Consider the following 16,313-nt stretch of genomic DNA (forward strand, 5'->3'; position numbering starts at 1 on the left):
TGAACACTGCATCCGTTTGAAGTGAGTTAAGAAAGTTCGTTGATGGCATCTCATAAAACCTCTGACACAGGTCTGCTCAGCGCTGGTCGTCATATGCAAAACCAGGCGGTGCGTTCCCACCGATACCGCTGGGTAGCGCTTGCTGTAGCGTCGATGCTAGTTTTTGTAGTAGCGCTGTCCGGCTTTATTTTTATGCGCCTTCAGAACAACGTGCATACCGCAAGCCTAAATCTAGGAGAAGCTAGTTCTCAGCTTGAAAATGGAGCTCTTGACATTCTTTTGATCGGCTCCGACACTCGAGCTGGTTCTAATTCAAATTATGGGGATGCATCTGACCAAGCCTCCGGTGCTCGTTCAGATGTGATGATGCTGATTCAAATCAGTGCAGACCGTCAGAACATCACTTCTCTATCGTTCCCGCGCGATTTGATGGTAGATATTCCAAAGTGCACGGACCCTGAAACTGGAACTGTGTATCCCGCAACTGAGGCTACTCAAATTAATGAGTCGCTCACTCGAGGTGGCCCGGGCTGCACCGTAGCCACAATTTCACAGATCACCGGAGTGAATATTGATCACTTCATGCTGGTGGATTTCAACGCGGTAAAAGAGCTCAGCAAAGTTGTTGGTGGCGTCGAAGTATGTGTCAATGAGCCTATCGACGATTCATATTCTGGTCTGAAATTGCCGGCGGGTACCTCATCGGTTGAAGGTGAGCAGGCCTTAGCGTTTCTGCGTTCACGCCACGGTTTTGGCGATGGTTCCGACACCGGTCGCATCAAGGCTCAGCAGGGGTTTCTAGCAGCTCTTCTGCGTAAGGTACAAGCCGAAGGAACCCTTACAAACCCGGGCGGGGTAGTCAACATTGCAGAGGCGATTACTCAGAATGTAACCGTTGACGAGGGTCTTACCAGCATCAAAACCCTTGCCGGTTTAGGAAGTATCTTTGGGCAGGTCGATCTCAGCAAAGTTGTATTTGCGACAGTTCCTACCGAGCCCTATGATCTCGATGCTAACAAGCTACAGATTTCAGCCGATGCGGACACCGTTTTCAAACGTTTGCAAGACGATAAGAGCTTAGTTGAAGAACAGCCAGCTGAGCCCGCCGCAAGTTCCTCGTCTGCACCTGCGTCCTCTCCTACTGAGGAGCAAATCCAATACGACACGTCAGCGCATGTTACCGTTTTGAACGGTTCGGGCAAAGATAACCGCGATCAGGATATTTCAAAGATCGTGAAGGATTTGGGATATATCTCTGTATCTTCAACCCAGGCGGATAGCCAATACTCTGCCTCAGCTCTGTACTTCCAGACCGGGTACGACAATGAAGCTCAGCAGATTGCTGACAAGCTGGGTATCAAGGAAGTAGCTGAATCGGCAGCAGTTACTGGCATTCAGGTTGTTGTTGGTACTGACTTTACTGACGGTGAAAAGGTCGGCAATAATTCAACCGAGATTGCCGGCGGAGCTAGCGGCCAAACAGCAGATCAGCAAACCTGTCAGCAGGCATTCGCTTACTAAAATCCACAGAGGGTGAGGACACAAGTCCTCACCCTTTCTCTGTTCAAATATTGAGAATTCCGGAAGCTCATCTTTTGCCGGCCAGATTTTCTGATACGTTGAGAATGTGAACTCGGTTATACATTTGCTGTTGCTTATGAGCCGCAACGAGGTCTGAATACCAGGTCGTCTCTCGTTGCGGTGTTCGTCGTACACGACCACGTTCACACATTAAAGATTTTTAGGTGGAAGAAACATCATGACCAACGCACAAAAGCCTTCATCCATGCCTTTTCACAAGTATCGCTCGTTTCAAGAGCAAATTAAAGTTTCGCTGCCTGACCGCACCTGGCCAAATAACGTCATCACTAAAGCTCCGCAGTGGTGCGCAGTAGACCTTCGTGACGGCAATCAGGCGCTGATTGACCCCATGGATACTGACCGCAAACTGGCGATGTTCCATCTATTGGTCAAGATGGGTTATAAAGAAATTGAAGTAGGTTTTCCATCGGCATCACAGACTGACTTCAATTTTGTGCGTACGTTAATTGAAGAAAACCATATTCCTTCAGACGTCAAAATTCAGGTGCTGACTCAGGCGCGAGAACATCTGATTCAGCGAACTTTTGAAGCCATTGAAGGCGCTCCTCAGGCGATTGTTCATTTCTATAACTCAACTTCAATTTTGCAGCGGAAGGTTGTCTTCCGTCAGGACGAAGACGGTATCTTGGACATCGCGCTCTCCGGTGCTCGTTTGTGCATGAAGTACGAAGAGCAGATGGTATCTGACACAAAAATTACCTATGAGTACTCACCTGAATCTTTCACCGGCACAGAACTCGAATTTGCTGTTCGCGTGTGCAACGCTGTTACCGATGAGCTGAAGATTGGCGAAAACCGTAAGGTTATCATCAACCTTCCAGCCACCGTTGAGATGGCAACCCCCAACGTATATGCGGATTCAATTGAATGGATGAACCGTCACCTGACCAATCGTGAACATGTCATTCTGTCCCTGCATCCACATAATGACCGCGGCACGGGCGTTGCGGCTGCTGAATTAGGCTACATCGCAGGAGCCGACCGAATTGAAGGTTGCCTGTTTGGCAACGGCGAGCGCACCGGCAATGTTGACCTCGTAACTCTCGGCTTGAACCTCTACACTCAGGGTATCGACCCGGAAATCGATTTTTCTAACATCGATGAGATTCGTCGCACCGTCGAATACGCTAACCAGCTGAAGGTTCATGAACGTTCGCCATACGGCGGCGATTTGGTGTTTACAGCTTTCTCAGGTTCGCATCAGGACGCTATTAAAAAGGGTTTTGATGCGATGGAAGCTGAAGCGGCTCAAACCGGTAAAACCATTGATGAGTTGGCTTGGGCTGTTCCGTATTTGCCGATTGATCCTAAGGACTTGGGTCGTAACTATGAGGCTGTTATCCGTGTGAATTCTCAGTCAGGCAAGGGCGGCGTCGCGTACCTGCTCAAGCGCGATTATGGCCTGGATTTGCCGCGTCGTGCTCAGGTCGAGTTCTCACAGGTGGTTCAGGTACGCACCGATAGCGGCGGTGGAGAGATTAGCAGTGAAAACCTGTGGAAGGTCTTCACTGATGAGTATTTGCCATCCCAGGGTGACGATGGTCGCTGGGGTAAATACCGTCTCGATTCCATCAATATTGATTCAAAGGATAATGGCGATACCTTCTTGAAGGTCGGTCTCATTATCGATGGCAAGAGAGGTGAACGCACCGGACGCGGTAACGGACCTATCGATGCGATGCAGAACATTCTGTCTGCAGAGGGTATTGACGTTCGTTTGCTTGATTACTCAGAACATACGCTGGCAGCCAGCTCCAATGCGCAAGCTGCAAGCTTTATTGAAGCAGCTGTAGGTAGTCGTGTTCTGTGGGGTATCGGTATTGATAACTCGACAACACGAGCATCCCTCAAAGCAATGGTGAGTGCCGTTAATCGCGCGCTACGCGATTCTGAAGTTGCATAATTTCATCACTGAGATAAGAGACCGGGAGCAGATGTGAAAATATTAGCTCCCGGTTTTCGCTTGTGCCCAGTTGAGCTTTCTCGGTAAGGAATAATAATAAGTGTGAGTTCATCAGCACTTTCCACAAAGTCCCATAAGGATATTGCGATCGTTCTCAGAACCCAACCATTGGGGGAGGCCGATCGCATCATTATTTTGTTAACCCGTGAACGCGGTATTGTTCATGCCGTCGCTAAGGGGATAAGACGAAGCAGCTCGAAATTCGGTGCGCGCCTAGAGCCCTTCATGCTGATAGACGTTTCACTCGTAGCCGGTAAAAATTTAGAGACAGTTTCGCAAGTCCAAACTCGTCGTGCTTATACTTCGTCCATTATGGGTGATTATTCTGCCTACTTGACAGGTCTGGCACTGGTTGAAATCACTGAACAATTATCGGTGTATGACGCGGAAACTTACACAGAGAGCTTCAATTTACTGGCTGGTGCCCTATCAGCTATCGCAAGAAATGTCCATCAGCCCATTGATGTACTCAATTCATTCATTTCGCGAATGATGCGCTTATCGGGCTGGGACATACAGGTGTATCAGTGCTCTGTGTGCGGACGCCAGGAAGATATCAATTACTTCTCAGCAAGTTCTAGTGGTATCTGCACTTCGTGCGCCTCAATGGTGGGCGAGAAGCTGTTGGCTTTTTCCGATGACGTAAAATCTTATATTGATGATGTTTCATCTGGGCGATGGGAACAGGTTGATTCTCAGATACAGCAGAGCATCAAGCTACGTTCGTTGGAGTTATTAACGCGGTATCTCCAATGGCACGTAGAAAAACCCATCAGATCGATTGAAGTAGCGCTGAAGGATTTTCATGCCAGTTAAACCCTATGCACACCCTAACGGAGCTGTCGCTCCGACTATTCCCACTCAGTTTGTTCCACGACACGTGGCTGTTGTTATGGACGGTAATGGGCGCTGGGCTAATCAGCGTGGCTTGCCTCGCAACGAAGGCCACCGTGCGGGGGAGGCTGCATTACTCGATGTTGTTGCTGGCGCCATTGAAATGGGAATCGACTGTGTAAGCGCGTACGCATTTTCCACAGAGAACTGGAAGCGTTCCATTGACGAAGTCAGCTTCATTATGAAGTTTTCAGTGGATGTTTTAGACCGCCAGCTGGAGACGTTGAATAACTGGGGCGTGCGCATCCGTTGGGCAGGCCGACGTCCTAAACTATGGAAGTCTGTGATTAAACGCCTCGAAGAGTGCGAAGAAGCAACTAAGAACAACACAGTCTGCACACTGGTGATGTGTGTTAACTATGGTGGACGGGCAGAAATAGCTGACGCTGCAGCAGCGCTTGCTCAGGATGTTGCTGACGGCAAACTGAAGTCCACATCTATCAATGAGAAGGTATTTCAAAAATACCTTGATGAACCTGACCTACCCGATGTTGATTTGTTTCTACGCACCAGTGGAGAGCAACGATTCTCTAATTTCTTGCTCTGGCAAAGCGCATACGCAGAGATGGTATTCATGAATGTTCTATGGCCAGACGTTGATCGTACAACTTTGTGGAAAGCTGTAGAAGAATACGCGTTGCGTGACAGGCGCTATGGTGGCGCGGTCGATAAAATTAGTAAGTAGAAACCGCGTCAAGGTTTTGATATCGCACCCCATACCTTCGTGTTAGGCAACGTTATGCGCATTTACCCTACTCTTTTCAAACTGGTCTTTACGCCGATGGATCCCGAAAAAGCTCACCACGTGGGTTTCTGGGGTGTTAACACACTTCGCAAAACCGGTGTCAGCAATATTGGCCGCAAGGTTCTAGCGCCGCATCCCTCATTGAAGACCACTGTGATGGGTCTGGACTTTCCCTCGCCCTTTGGTCTTGCCGCTGGGTTTGATAAGACCGGAGCGGGCATCGCAGCATTAGCTAATCTTGGCTTTGGCCATATTGAGGTGGGTACCGTGACGGGGCAAGCTCAGCCGGGCAATCCTCAACCGCGTCTTTTCCGTTTGGTCGAAGATAAGGCTGTCATCAACCGTATGGGATTTAATAATGACGGTGCTGCTACGGTAGGCCCGCGAGTGGCAGCTGCTCGCGCTGATTTTGATCATGAATACGCAGACAAGACGCGTCCTATCATCGGCGTCAACATTGGTAAGACTAAAGTTGTCGAGTTCGATCAGGCTATTGAGGATTATCTCATTAGTACTCGCACTTTAGCGCCGCAGGCAGACTACCTTGCAGTCAATGTCAGCTCACCTAACACTCCGGGTCTTCGTGATCTACAGGCTGTTGAGACGCTTCGTCCCTTGCTAAAGGCAGTTCGCGAAGAGGCAGATCGTGTAGTGACCGATCGTAGGGTGCCTCTAACTGTAAAGATTGCCCCCGATTTGGCTGATGAGGATATTGTCGAAGTAGCCAAGATGGCTATAGAGCTTGGTCTTGACGGCATCATCGCTACCAATACGACCATCGCGCGTGAAGGCCTGGGCCTGACCTCAGATATGAATAAGGTTCATGAGATAGGTGCTGGCGGATTGTCAGGAGCACCGGTAGCACGCCGTTCCCTCGAAGTTCTCAAACTGATCAAAAGCAGTGTGGGGGACCAGCTCGCTCTTATCTCCGTAGGTGGTGTAACTACCGGACGCGACGTTCAAGAACGTTTGGATGCTGGAGCTGATTTAGTCCAGGGCTACACCGCTTTTCTCTATGAGGGACCGTTATGGGCACATCACATCAACCGGGAGCTTCTTAAAATACGTAAAGGTGCATAGCTAATACAACAAAAGGGTGAGTAAGCATTTGCTTACTCACCCTTAGCTTTTATCAAATCTATGCTGGGTACTGGCCGCGCTTAACCTGAGGCTTAGGAAGGCGCAGACGTCGAATCATGAGAACTCGGTTCATGGTGTACATTCCTGAACCGGGCTCAACCTCACCAAACTTAGCAATAAGGCGTTTTTTAATCTTCCGCCATACATACCAGGTATCGAGTACCCACAGCAGGATGATAATCCACATGATGGCAGTCGCAATCAACTGGTAGCGTGCAACGAAAAGAGTTACGAAGAAAACCGCAACCAATGCGATGAGCACAAAGTCACCGACATTGTAACGGGCATCCACAAAATCACGAATGAAACGACGCTGAGGACCGCGATCACGCAGAGGCAGGTATCGCTCATCGCCGGTCTGCAGAGCTCGTTGTTCACGCGCACGATTTTCGCGTGCTATCTTACGTTCTTCTTCTTTAGCAGCCTTACGGTCTTCGGGCACCAAGGGCTGACGACGCGCAGCTTGCTGTTCCTTACGCGAGGGGGTAGGACGTCCCTTAGGTTGCGTAGTCTTTTTCGATTTAGTTTCCTTAGCAACCTTGGGGCTGGTCTTAACATCGTCCCTTGCCGGCGCTTTAACTAACTTTGAAGGTTCTTGCGAGGGAGCTTTCACAGAGCCACGGGTTGATGGCTGTCCCTGAGTCTTATCTTTATTACGTCCAAACACTATTCAAGAATATCGAAGATATGAGATTGATGTGTATCGAGAGTAGTCTAAAGATATGAATATCTCACCAGAATTTGATTTTTCGAACCATCCGCAGTTGGCTCAGAAAGTAAGCGACAATTTGGATATCGCAATGAAGCGACTGTCTGATTTGGTAGCGATTCCCTCCATTGCGTGGGAAGCTTTTGACCGGACTCAGGTGCATAAAAGCGCAGAAAAAGTTAAAGAGCTGGCTTTGGAAGTCGGGTTTGAGAGCGCAGAAATCCTGACAGCTACTTATGGCCAAGACGCCAAAGAGGGCATGCCTGCGGTAGTAGCTCATAAGCCCGCTAAACCGGGGTATCCCACAGTTCTTCTGTATGCTCATCACGATGTTCAACCGGTCGGTGATGAAAACGAATGGGAAACTAAGCCGTTTGAAGCTACACAGGTAGGGGATAGGCTCTTCGGCCGCGGTGCGGCAGATGACAAGGCAGGTGTGGTTGCACATCTCACTGCATTTGAAACTGTCAAAGAAGCGATGGGAGCTGACTTTAATGCCGGCGTCACTCTTTTCATCGAAGGTGAAGAAGAAGCTGGTTCACCCAGTTTCGCGTCGTTCTTAGAAACCTACAGCGATAAGCTGCAGTCGGATGTCATCGTTGTAGCTGATTCTGCAAACTGGCAGAAGGGTGTACCTGCGCTGACCACCAGTCTCCGAGGTGTCGCTAGCGGTGAAATTAGTGTTCGAGTTGCAGATCATGACGTTCATTCAGGGATGTTTGGTGGCCCGTTATTGGATGCGCACACCGTCATGGTTCGCGCTTTAGCGTCACTCCATGACTCTAAAGGTAAAGTTGCAGTTGAAGGTTTAGTGCATGGAACTGAACCAGAAGTTGAATACACTGAAGAGAATTTCCGTACTGACTCTGGAATCCTCAACTCAATGCGCCTTGCAGGAGAAGGCTCGCTCTCATCACGCCTGTGGACGCAGCCAGCAATCTCAATTATCGGCATGAGCATTGCTGATGTTGATAAGGCATCGAATACTATTGCGTCACGTTCGACTGCAAAAATTAGCGTTCGTCTCGCTCCAGGCAGTAATCCGCAAGAGGCTCACCACGCTCTTGAGAAGCATTTCAAAAACCTCGATTTATGGGGTGCTGAAATCAGCTACAGCGCGGATGATTCCGGTCTTCCTTTTAGCACCGATACCTCTTCAACGGGTGCTCAGTTAGCTCTGCGTTCATTTGAAACAGCATGGGGTGTCACCCCCGTGAGCACCGGCCTAGGCGGCTCAATTCCCTTCATTGCCGACCTGAAGGAAGTCTTCCCCACTGCAGAAATCCTCATCACCGGAATTGAAGACCCCGATACTCGGGCACACAGTGCGAATGAGTCCCTGTACGTTCCCGATTTTGAGAAAGCGATAGTTGCTGAAGCGTTGATGTTAAGCGCATTGAGCCGTAACAGCTAAATCACCCGCACGGGGCTATGCGGTAGCGGAATAAATCAAACCCGCATAAAGTTAACTCCGGTAGCAATATTAAATTTTAGGTAGGCTCGTTGCTTACCTGCTGAGAGAAAGGAGCTACATATGACTGATGTAGCTACTGAACTTCCAACCCACGGCGTCAACCTCACCGATGTTGCAGCAACTAAAGTACGCACTTTACTGGAGCAAGAAGGACGCACTGACTTGCGTCTTCGCGTAGCGGTCCAGCCCGGTGGCTGCTCCGGTCTGATCTACCAGCTGTACTTTGATGAACGTGTACTTGATGGTGACGCAACACGCGATTTCGACGGCGTGGAAGTTATCGTCGATCGTATGAGCGTACCTTACCTCGAAGGCTCAACCATCGACTTTGAAGACACCATTGAAAAACAGGGTTTCTCAATTGATAACCCCAATGCGCAGGGATCATGCGCATGTGGTGATTCATTCCACTAAATCATCGCTTGATTAAAACGAACTTGTGGGGGAGCAACCTAGTTGCGACCCCACAAGTTCGTTAAAAATCAATATTTTTAAGAAATACTTTGAAATGACACGAGGTTTGCATGACAGAGTGTCACCACAACGAATGAAATACGGGTAAGCTCGTATTCGAAAGTATTTAAATCTTGTGCTAATACTGTCCACACTCAGTATTCCAAGAACACGCACACCGCAAAAGGAAGGGCCGTCTGTGAGTTCGCAGCATCGAACCAGCAGCCGCAAGCTGAAGGGTCTGAAGATTTCATCAGTTACCCTGGCTTCCGCATTGTTTCTGACTGGATGTTCAGATCAAGCAAAGGTGGGTTGGCTGCCCACCCATCGAGGTGTGACCGATAATGCTGACCTCATCATGGATCTTTGGATCGGTTCATGGGTCGCAGCATTGATCGTTGGTCTCATTACTTGGGGCCTCATGCTATGGTGCTTCATTGCATACCGTCGCCGTAAAAACGAAATCGGTTACCCTCGCCAGCTGGCATACCATGCACCGCTGGAAATTTTTTACACCATTGCTCCCATCATCTTGATTGTGAGCCTCTTCAGCTTCTCCGATACAGCTGAACGTGCGATTACCGCACCTAAGGCTGATCAGGCAGATGTAACTGTCGAGGTCTACGGCAAGCAGTGGGCATGGGATTTCAACTACCTCGATGAAAATGTTTATTCATCAGGTGTTCAGGCTCGTTTGGATAAGCAGGGCGACGAAGGTGTTGAAGAAACCCTTCCCACTCTGTACCTGCCTGTTAACTCGACTGTTGACCTGCAGCTCAAGACCCGCGACGTCATCCACTCATTCTGGGTTCCCGCGTTCCTTGAAAAGCGCGATACTATCCCCGGTCAGACCAACCACATGTACTTCACCACGCATGAAGAAGGCTTCTACGCTGGTAAATGTGCTGAGCTCTGCGGCGAGTACCACTCCGAGATGCTGTTCAATGTTGCAGTTGTATCTCAGGAAGAATACGACCAGCAGATGAAGGCTCTGGCTGATGAGGGTAACACGGGTCGTTTGGGCGAGGAATTCAACCGCAACCCGAACCTTAACGTTATGGACAAGTAAGGGGGAACACATGTCAACTTTTGAGTATTCAGCTGAGGGCACCAGCCCTGTAGTATCACGTGTGGTACCTAAGTCCAAGGGACGCATCATCGTCAACTGGCTTACCTCCACCGACCACAAGACCATCGGGTACATGTACCTGATTGCCGCTTTCATCTTCTTCTGCTTCGCAGGTGTTATGGCACTTGTGATGCGACTTGAGCTCTTTGAACCCGGTATGCAGGTTCTGCACACCAAAGAACAGTTCAACCAGCTCTTCACCATGCACGGCACCTTGATGTTGCTGATGTTCGGTACACCTTTGTTCACTGCATTTGCAAACATTCTTGTTCCTTTGCAGATCGGTGCACCTGACGTTGCATTCCCTCGCCTTAACGCTCTGGCGTTCTGGTTCTTCCTGTTCGGTTCATTTATTGCAATCGCAGGCTTCATTACCCCTCAGGGTGCTGCATCATTCGGCTGGTTCGCTTATGCGCCCCTGAACAGCACCACTTACTCACCTTCAGTAGGTGGCGATCTCTGGGTATTCGGCCTAGCTCTACAGGGCTTCGGCACCATCATGGGTGGCGTCAACTTCTTGACCACCATCCTTTGTATGCGTGCACCGGGTATGACCATGTGGCGTATGCCGGTCTTCACCTGGACCACTCTCATTACCTCAATCTTGATCATCATGATCTTCCCCCCGTTGGCATCTGCACTCTTCGCATTGGGTATGGATCGTCGTTTGGGTGGACATATCTTTGATCCTGAAAACGGTGGCGCAGTTCTGTGGCAGCACCTATTCTGGTTCTTTGGTCACCCCGAGGTTTATGTCTTGGCTTTGCCCTTCTTCGGCATCGTTTCTGAAATTATTCCTGTCTTCTCACGTAAGCCCATCTTTGGCTACAAGGGTCTTGTTTTTGCGACCATCGCAATTGCAGCTCTTTCAGTAACCGTTTGGGCTCACCACATGTACGTAACCGGCGCAGTTATGTTGCCGTTCTTCTCGTTCATGACCATGATGATTGGCGTTCCGACCGGTGTGAAGTTCTTCAACTGGATCGGTACCATGTGGCAGGGTTCAATCACTTTTGAGACTCCTCTCCTGTGGGTTATCGGCTTCTTGATTACCTTCCTCTTCGGCGGTATCACCGGTATCATCCTCGCGACTCCGCCGCTGGACTTCCACCTATCAGATTCCTATTTCGTGGTTGCTCACTTCCACTACGTAATCTTCGGTACCATCGTGTTCGGTATGTTCGCAGGTCTGTACTTCTGGTGGCCTAAATTCACCGGTAAGATGCTCAACGAGCGCATCGGCAAGATTCACTTCTGGTTGCTCTTCATTGGCTTCCATATGACCTTCTTGGTACAGCACTGGCTCGGCGTCGATGGTATGCCCCGTCGTTACGCGGACTACATGCCCGAAGATGGATTCACCTGGATGAACCAGCTCTCAACCGTAGGCTCAATGATTCTTGCAGTTTCAATGATTCCTTGGTTCTGGAACGTTTACACCACTAGCCGCAATGGCAAGAAGGTAGAAGTTGACGATCCTTGGGGCTTCGGCGGTTCGCTGGAGTGGGCAACCTCTTGCCCGCCTCCTCGCCACAACTTCACCGCTCTGCCTCGCATCCGTTCAGAGCGTCCGGCGTTGGACCTGCACCATCCTGAATTGTCAACCAACCATGACGTAGCTGCTGCAGCTCGTCGTGCAGTAGCAGACGTAAGGGCATAACCTCATGAAACTTCTTGCAAAGATTTTCGGTTTGATTGGTGTCTTCTTGATTCCCGTAGGCATTGTTTACGGTTTCATGACACACTTCAAGGAATGGGCTGGTTTCCCTGCAATTCTCGCAACTGCAGTAATGTGTCTCTTCCTCTGGTGGTTCCTTGGATTCACTGACAAGATGCATCCTGATCAGCCGTACGAAAACCTCGACGGTGAAATCTCAGATGCAGCAGGAGCATACGGTTTCTACTCACCGTGGTCATGGTGGCCGCTAGCACTTGGTACTGTTGCAGCTATCGCAGTTGTAGGTATCGCTATTGCACCATGGGTCACTCTGTTGGCCATTCCTGTTGCACTGGCTGCACTCGTTGGTTGGGTCTACGAATACAACCGTGGTAACCATGCTCACTAATTGAGTAAGCAGGCATAAGTCGTTCAGGCGGATACAGATTATTCTGTATCCGCCTGAATTTGTTTAAGCTGGCAGTTCCTTGCCCAATCTCCGTTAACAACAGCAATAGTAGGTGCCCGGCTGCAGCCTGTCTACAACACTACGAGCATATTTTGGGTCTCTATCAACACCGCGGCTTTTAGCAAAACAATCTTTATTCAGCGCAACAAAGCGTCCAGAATATACAGCGGTTTTGAACACGCTCAATGACTCTAAACTCTACTCAGCGATCCAAGATAGAACACTGAGCATTTGCGGTGCTGAGCAACAGACCAACAATGCCAATATCAATAAAAAGTCATTGGTGACCAGGGATATCAGGAAAATTTTTATGGTGCGGCTGTGAGGGCTGTGCCAAAGCCTTTTATTCCTGGTGCACGTGGGTTTGAGGGATACAAGCAAAACTAGCCTCGTCTGGCTAGATTGAGCGATAGTTGCAGCCTCTTGCAGGCAGATTGATGGTTGCGAGATTGTCCTTACTACCGCCAAGTGGCTATAAAGCAATAGAGAGTATAAATTTTATGGCCCGATGCGACTGCTCTGCCTTAACGCATCATGGCGCAGGCCGAGTCTGTCTAAACGCACGAAAGTTACCAGTTTCCTTCTGCTATCTTTCAGAGGATCATATCGGCTTCGTAGGGGAGCACCCAGACGAGTAACAAAGTAATTTGGGTTCGGATCTGTTTTCCGTTAGCTTCAGGAAAACTGGCCGATCGAAATCACGCTGACTATAGATCGTGTATTCATCTCAAGAATCTTGGTGCTGTATCTATTCTGATTTCTACTTTTAAGGCGTGCGCTGATATGAAGAGATACTTCACTAGGGCTGTATGAACAATCTCGCAGCCAATAGATCATCCCTATAGGTTCATGCGATCAATCGATCTAGATTGCTAGGCCCCAAAACATTCTCACTCTTTAGACTAAATCTTCGTTCTAAGGGTCTAAATACCAGATATCAGTGGGGGCCGAACTGATGATGTATTTACCTTCTGAAATGGCTTTGTACGGCTTTAACAGGCTATTAGTCCATACTGGGTGAGTCTAACCCGCCCGACCTCTGACGGAATAATCTGCTAAGACTGCAAATGTGTAAACGATCAGTTCGAGTTTCGTTGACCTGTTGCACCGATGATGACCATAGGAATAGCTCAAGGCTTGTCGACATCTTCGGACCATTTCATTACATTCAATCCATCTCACCAAACGACACCGTCGTTTGTTGCTTAGAAGCAACAAAAAGGAGGACCCCTCGGCGAGGGGTCCTCCTTTTAAGAACTATCTCTAACTTTAGATTTAGTTGTGTGAGTGGCCGCCCAGGGAGCCAGTGGGCTTAGGACCTGCCTCAACGGCTTCGGACCCATGGCCGTGATGATGAGCCGCTTCAAGCTCAGCCGGGCTTACAGGAGCTACGCGATCTTCAAAGAACCACTTTGAAATGCGAGCGCGAGTCTTCTCAGCACCGGTAATCTTACCCTTAGCATTAGGCTGTGCAGCCAAAGGCTCAGGTGATTCGAAAGAAACGAGCTTATAACGGTGGTACTCATCCAACGGCTTGTGAACTTCAATGAATTCACCGTGGGGGAGCTGAACAACGTTACCGGTTTCGATACCGTGCAGAACCAACTCACGATCCTTGCGCTGCAATGACAGGCAAATACGGCGAACAATGATGAACGCAATGATGGGTCCAAAGAACCACAGGAAGCGCAATACGTAAGCCACATCGTTCAGTGAGACATGGAAGTGGGTTGCAATCAAGTCGGAGCTTGCTGCAATCATCATCACTGAGTAGTAAACGATACCTGCGGCACCTGCAGCGGTACGGAAAGGAGCGTTACGCGGACGATCAAGAATGTTGTGAACTCGATTGTCCTTGGTAACCCAACGTTCAATCCAGGGCCAAGTGAACATGAACAACACGAGGACGCCTGCGAGCATGAAGGGCAACAGAACTGCTAATACGAAGGTGTGGTTGAAAAGATCAATCTTCCATGACCAGGGGAATGAACCGGGCCACAGGCGCAAGGCGCCATCGCCGAAGCCTACGTACCAGTCAGGCTGAGTACCGGCCTGAACGGGTGAAGGATCGTAAGGACCGTAGTTCCAAATCGCATTGATGGTGAAAGTTGCACCAAGGAACGCAATAATACCGAACACGATGAAGAAGAAACCGCCAGCCTTAGCTGCATAGACGGGACCTACAGGGAAGCCCACAACGTTGTCCTCAGTGCGGCCGGGGCCAGGGTACTGAGTGTGCTTGTGAACAACCACCATGAACAGGTGAATAGCCATAAGCAACAGCAACAGTGCAGGAATCACCATGATGTGAATCGAGTACAAACGGCTAATCAACAGGGTACCGGGGAACTCGCCACCGAAGAAGAACATCGAGAGGTAAGTACCTACAAGAGGAATAGCCTTCATGATGCCGTCCACAATACGCAGACCGTTACCTGAAAGAACGTCATCGGGGAGTGAGTAACCGGTGAAGCCAGCAAAAATGCCGAGCAACCAGAGGCAGCAACCTACCACCCAGTTGAGTTCACGAGGACGACGGAATGCGCCGGTGAAGAATACGCGGAGCATGTGGATCGTCAGTGCAGTCATAAACAGCAACGCTGCCCAGTGGTGAATCTGGCGCAGCAACAAACCGCCACGAACATCAAATGAAATATCCAAAGCTGAGCTATAAGCTGCAGACATATGGACACCCTTGAGAGGCAAATAAGTACCATCGTAGGTTACTGATGCCATCGAGGGGTTGAACCACAGGGTCAAGAAAGTACCCGAGAGGATCAGAATGATGAGGCTGTACATTGCAACCTCACCGAACATAAAGGTCCAGTGATCGGGGAAAATCTTGCGTCCGAATTCACGAACGATACCTGACATACCTACGCGGGTATCAACGAAGTTAGTGATTTTACCGGTAGTAGTGCGTGCCTGGTAGTTATTTTCGGTCTCAATAACGTGGTGTGCCATTAGTTAGCCTCACCTGCCATTTCGTTAACGTGCTTAGCGCGTTCCCAGTATGCAGGGCCGACGGGCTCATGGAAGTCGCTCTGAGCAACCAAGTAACCTTCTTCATCCACAGCAATGGGAAGCTGGGGCAAAGGATGCGCAGCAGGTCCGAAGATAACTTCGCACTCATTTGCAGCGTCAAAGGTTGACTGGTGGCAAGGGCACAACAGGTGGTGCGTACGCTGCTCGTAAAGAGCAATGGGGCAACCAACGTGAGTACATACCTTGGAGAACGCCAAGATGCCGTCAACGTTCCAGTCCTTGCGGTCCTCTGAGATGTTGAGTTCTGCAGGGTTAATACGCATCAGAAGAACTACAGCCTTAGCCTTTTCTTCAACGTAGCCGGTTTCGTGAGTCAGTGACTGCAGGTTTTCAGGTAGGACGTGGTATGCCGAACCGATGGTAACGTCTGCAGCCTTAATCGGGGTACCTGAGGGGTCACGAACCAGTCGTACACCCTGATCCCACAAAGTGTGCTTCAGAAGTGAAGGATTAGCAGGACCCAAGTCGCGGAACAAGGTAACAAAAGTCAGCGGTGCAAGAATGATTGAACCGATCAAAGTGTTACGCAACAGCGGGCGACGCTTGATGCCCGACTCGTCAATAATGGTTTCCATGATGTCCTGTGCCTCTGCGCGGGACTCTTCAGAAGAAACCGGGTGACGCATTTCGACCATTTCATGGTCGGGCATCAACGCGCGTGCCCAGTGAACAATACCGATACCGATACCGAACATTGAAAGAGCAATGCCAAGACCCAAGAAAAGATTCTGCAAGCGAAGCAGGTGGTTATTCTCAGGGTTGGTTACATCGTAGAAGTTGCCCTCTACGCGAATGCCAAAGTAAGCAAACCAGAAAAGCAAAGCGCCAAGAATCGAAATCACGAAAAGAAGCGTGACGTGGCGTTCTGCCTTTTTGTTCTGCTTAGGATCCACGTCGGTTAGACGCGGGGAGTGCGGAGGCAGTCCCGGATCAGGGAACTTCTCCTTACTTGCCTCAAGAGAGGTAACTGCAACTGAAGAAACTTCTTCAGTGCTGTCACGATGGTTACCCATGTGATGCCTCAAATCTTCCT

At 49.6% G+C, this 16,313-nt stretch carries 13 protein-coding genes; 10 read left to right on the forward strand and 3 right to left on the reverse strand.

Going from position 1 to position 16,313, the window contains the following annotated elements; genetic code table 11:
- The first annotated feature begins 42 nt into the window (after positions 1-42).
- The 5 genes from IDM49_RS06285 (at position 43) to IDM49_RS06305 (ending at position 6,284) form a co-directional block, all read left to right on the forward strand.
- Positions 43-1,521 carry an LCP family protein gene (locus IDM49_RS06285; protein ID WP_190723903.1) on the forward strand — a complete coding sequence of 493 codons (1,479 nt, stop codon included), beginning with the start codon at positions 43-45 and terminating at the stop codon, positions 1,519-1,521.
- Positions 1,522-1,759: 238 nt separating this feature from the next.
- The gene (gene leuA / locus IDM49_RS06290) at positions 1,760-3,505 is read left to right on the forward strand and encodes a 2-isopropylmalate synthase (protein ID WP_190723904.1); all 1,746 of its coding nucleotides are present in this window, start codon (positions 1,760-1,762) and stop codon (positions 3,503-3,505) included.
- A 102-nt stretch (positions 3,506-3,607) separates the two neighbouring features.
- Positions 3,608-4,381: a DNA repair protein RecO gene (recO, locus tag IDM49_RS06295; protein ID WP_190723905.1), complete on the forward strand. Its 774-nt coding sequence runs from the start codon at positions 3,608-3,610 to the stop codon at positions 4,379-4,381.
- Positions 4,371-5,144 (forward strand): isoprenyl transferase, encoded by a 774-nt coding sequence (locus IDM49_RS06300; protein ID WP_190723906.1) that lies wholly within the window; start codon positions 4,371-4,373, stop codon positions 5,142-5,144. Before recO ends, IDM49_RS06300 begins: the two co-directional genes overlap by 11 nt.
- A gap of 54 nt (positions 5,145-5,198) precedes the next feature.
- On the forward strand, positions 5,199-6,284 hold the full coding sequence (locus IDM49_RS06305; RefSeq protein WP_190723907.1) for a quinone-dependent dihydroorotate dehydrogenase: 1,086 nt from the start codon (positions 5,199-5,201) through the stop codon (positions 6,282-6,284).
- A gap of 58 nt (positions 6,285-6,342) precedes the next feature.
- Here the strand turns inward: IDM49_RS06305 and IDM49_RS06310 are convergent, their stop codons facing one another.
- Positions 6,343-7,011 carry a DUF3043 domain-containing protein gene (locus IDM49_RS06310; protein WP_228008027.1) on the reverse strand — a complete coding sequence of 223 codons (669 nt, stop codon included), beginning with the start codon at positions 7,009-7,011 and terminating at the stop codon, positions 6,343-6,345.
- Positions 7,012-7,066: 55 nt separating this feature from the next.
- On the opposite strand from IDM49_RS06310, the gene IDM49_RS06315 reads away from it, so the two are divergent.
- The 5 genes from IDM49_RS06315 (at position 7,067) to IDM49_RS06335 (ending at position 12,175) form a co-directional block, all read left to right on the forward strand.
- Complete coding sequence (locus IDM49_RS06315; protein ID WP_190723908.1) at positions 7,067-8,467, forward strand: M20/M25/M40 family metallo-hydrolase; 1,401 nt, start codon at positions 7,067-7,069, stop codon at positions 8,465-8,467.
- A 120-nt stretch (positions 8,468-8,587) separates the two neighbouring features.
- Entirely contained in the window at positions 8,588-8,941 is a 354-nt protein-coding gene (locus IDM49_RS06320) for a HesB/IscA family protein (protein ID WP_168613923.1), read from the forward strand.
- 238 nt (positions 8,942-9,179) lie between these two features.
- Positions 9,180-10,049: an aa3-type cytochrome oxidase subunit II gene (gene ctaC, locus IDM49_RS06325; protein WP_168613924.1), complete on the forward strand. Its 870-nt coding sequence runs from the start codon at positions 9,180-9,182 to the stop codon at positions 10,047-10,049.
- 10 nt (positions 10,050-10,059) lie between these two features.
- Positions 10,060-11,769 (forward strand): aa3-type cytochrome oxidase subunit I, encoded by a 1,710-nt coding sequence (gene ctaD, locus IDM49_RS06330; RefSeq protein WP_168613925.1) that lies wholly within the window; start codon positions 10,060-10,062, stop codon positions 11,767-11,769.
- A 4-nt stretch (positions 11,770-11,773) separates the two neighbouring features.
- Complete coding sequence (locus tag IDM49_RS06335) at positions 11,774-12,175, forward strand: cytochrome c oxidase subunit 4 (protein ID WP_168613926.1); 402 nt, start codon at positions 11,774-11,776, stop codon at positions 12,173-12,175.
- Positions 12,176-13,510: 1,335 nt separating this feature from the next.
- Here IDM49_RS06335 and qcrB read toward each other — a convergent pair.
- Positions 13,511-15,199 carry a cytochrome bc1 complex cytochrome b subunit gene (gene qcrB, locus IDM49_RS06340; RefSeq protein WP_190723909.1) on the reverse strand — a complete coding sequence of 563 codons (1,689 nt, stop codon included), beginning with the start codon at positions 15,197-15,199 and terminating at the stop codon, positions 13,511-13,513.
- Complete coding sequence (gene qcrA, locus IDM49_RS06345; RefSeq protein ID WP_168613928.1) at positions 15,199-16,293, reverse strand: cytochrome bc1 complex Rieske iron-sulfur subunit; 1,095 nt, start codon at positions 16,291-16,293, stop codon at positions 15,199-15,201. The genes qcrB and qcrA overlap by 1 nt, the downstream gene beginning before the upstream one ends.
- Positions 16,294-16,313: the final 20 nt, after the last annotated feature.

The organism is Rothia terrae, from assembly GCF_014705925.2.
Taxonomy (GTDB): Bacteria; Actinomycetota; Actinomycetes; order Actinomycetales; family Micrococcaceae; genus Rothia; species Rothia terrae.

Coding starts and splice junctions, on each gene's coding strand:
- IDM49_RS06285 (WP_190723903.1), top strand. CDS start 43: ATGGCATCTCATAAAACCTCTGACACAGGTCTGCTCAGCGCTGGTCGT.
- leuA (WP_190723904.1), top strand. CDS start 1,760: ATGACCAACGCACAAAAGCCTTCATCCATGCCTTTTCACAAGTATCGC.
- IDM49_RS06300 (WP_190723906.1), top strand. CDS start 4,371: ATGCCAGTTAAACCCTATGCACACCCTAACGGAGCTGTCGCTCCGACT.
- IDM49_RS06305 (WP_190723907.1), top strand. CDS start 5,199: ATGCGCATTTACCCTACTCTTTTCAAACTGGTCTTTACGCCGATGGAT.
- IDM49_RS06315 (WP_190723908.1), top strand. CDS start 7,067: ATGAATATCTCACCAGAATTTGATTTTTCGAACCATCCGCAGTTGGCT.
- IDM49_RS06320 (WP_168613923.1), top strand. CDS start 8,588: ATGACTGATGTAGCTACTGAACTTCCAACCCACGGCGTCAACCTCACC.
- ctaD (WP_168613925.1), top strand. CDS start 10,060: ATGTCAACTTTTGAGTATTCAGCTGAGGGCACCAGCCCTGTAGTATCA.
- IDM49_RS06335 (WP_168613926.1), top strand. CDS start 11,774: ATGAAACTTCTTGCAAAGATTTTCGGTTTGATTGGTGTCTTCTTGATT.
- qcrB (WP_190723909.1), bottom strand. CDS start 15,199: ATGGCACACCACGTTATTGAGACCGAAAATAACTACCAGGCACGCACT.
- qcrA (WP_168613928.1), bottom strand. CDS start 16,293: ATGGGTAACCATCGTGACAGCACTGAAGAAGTTTCTTCAGTTGCAGTT.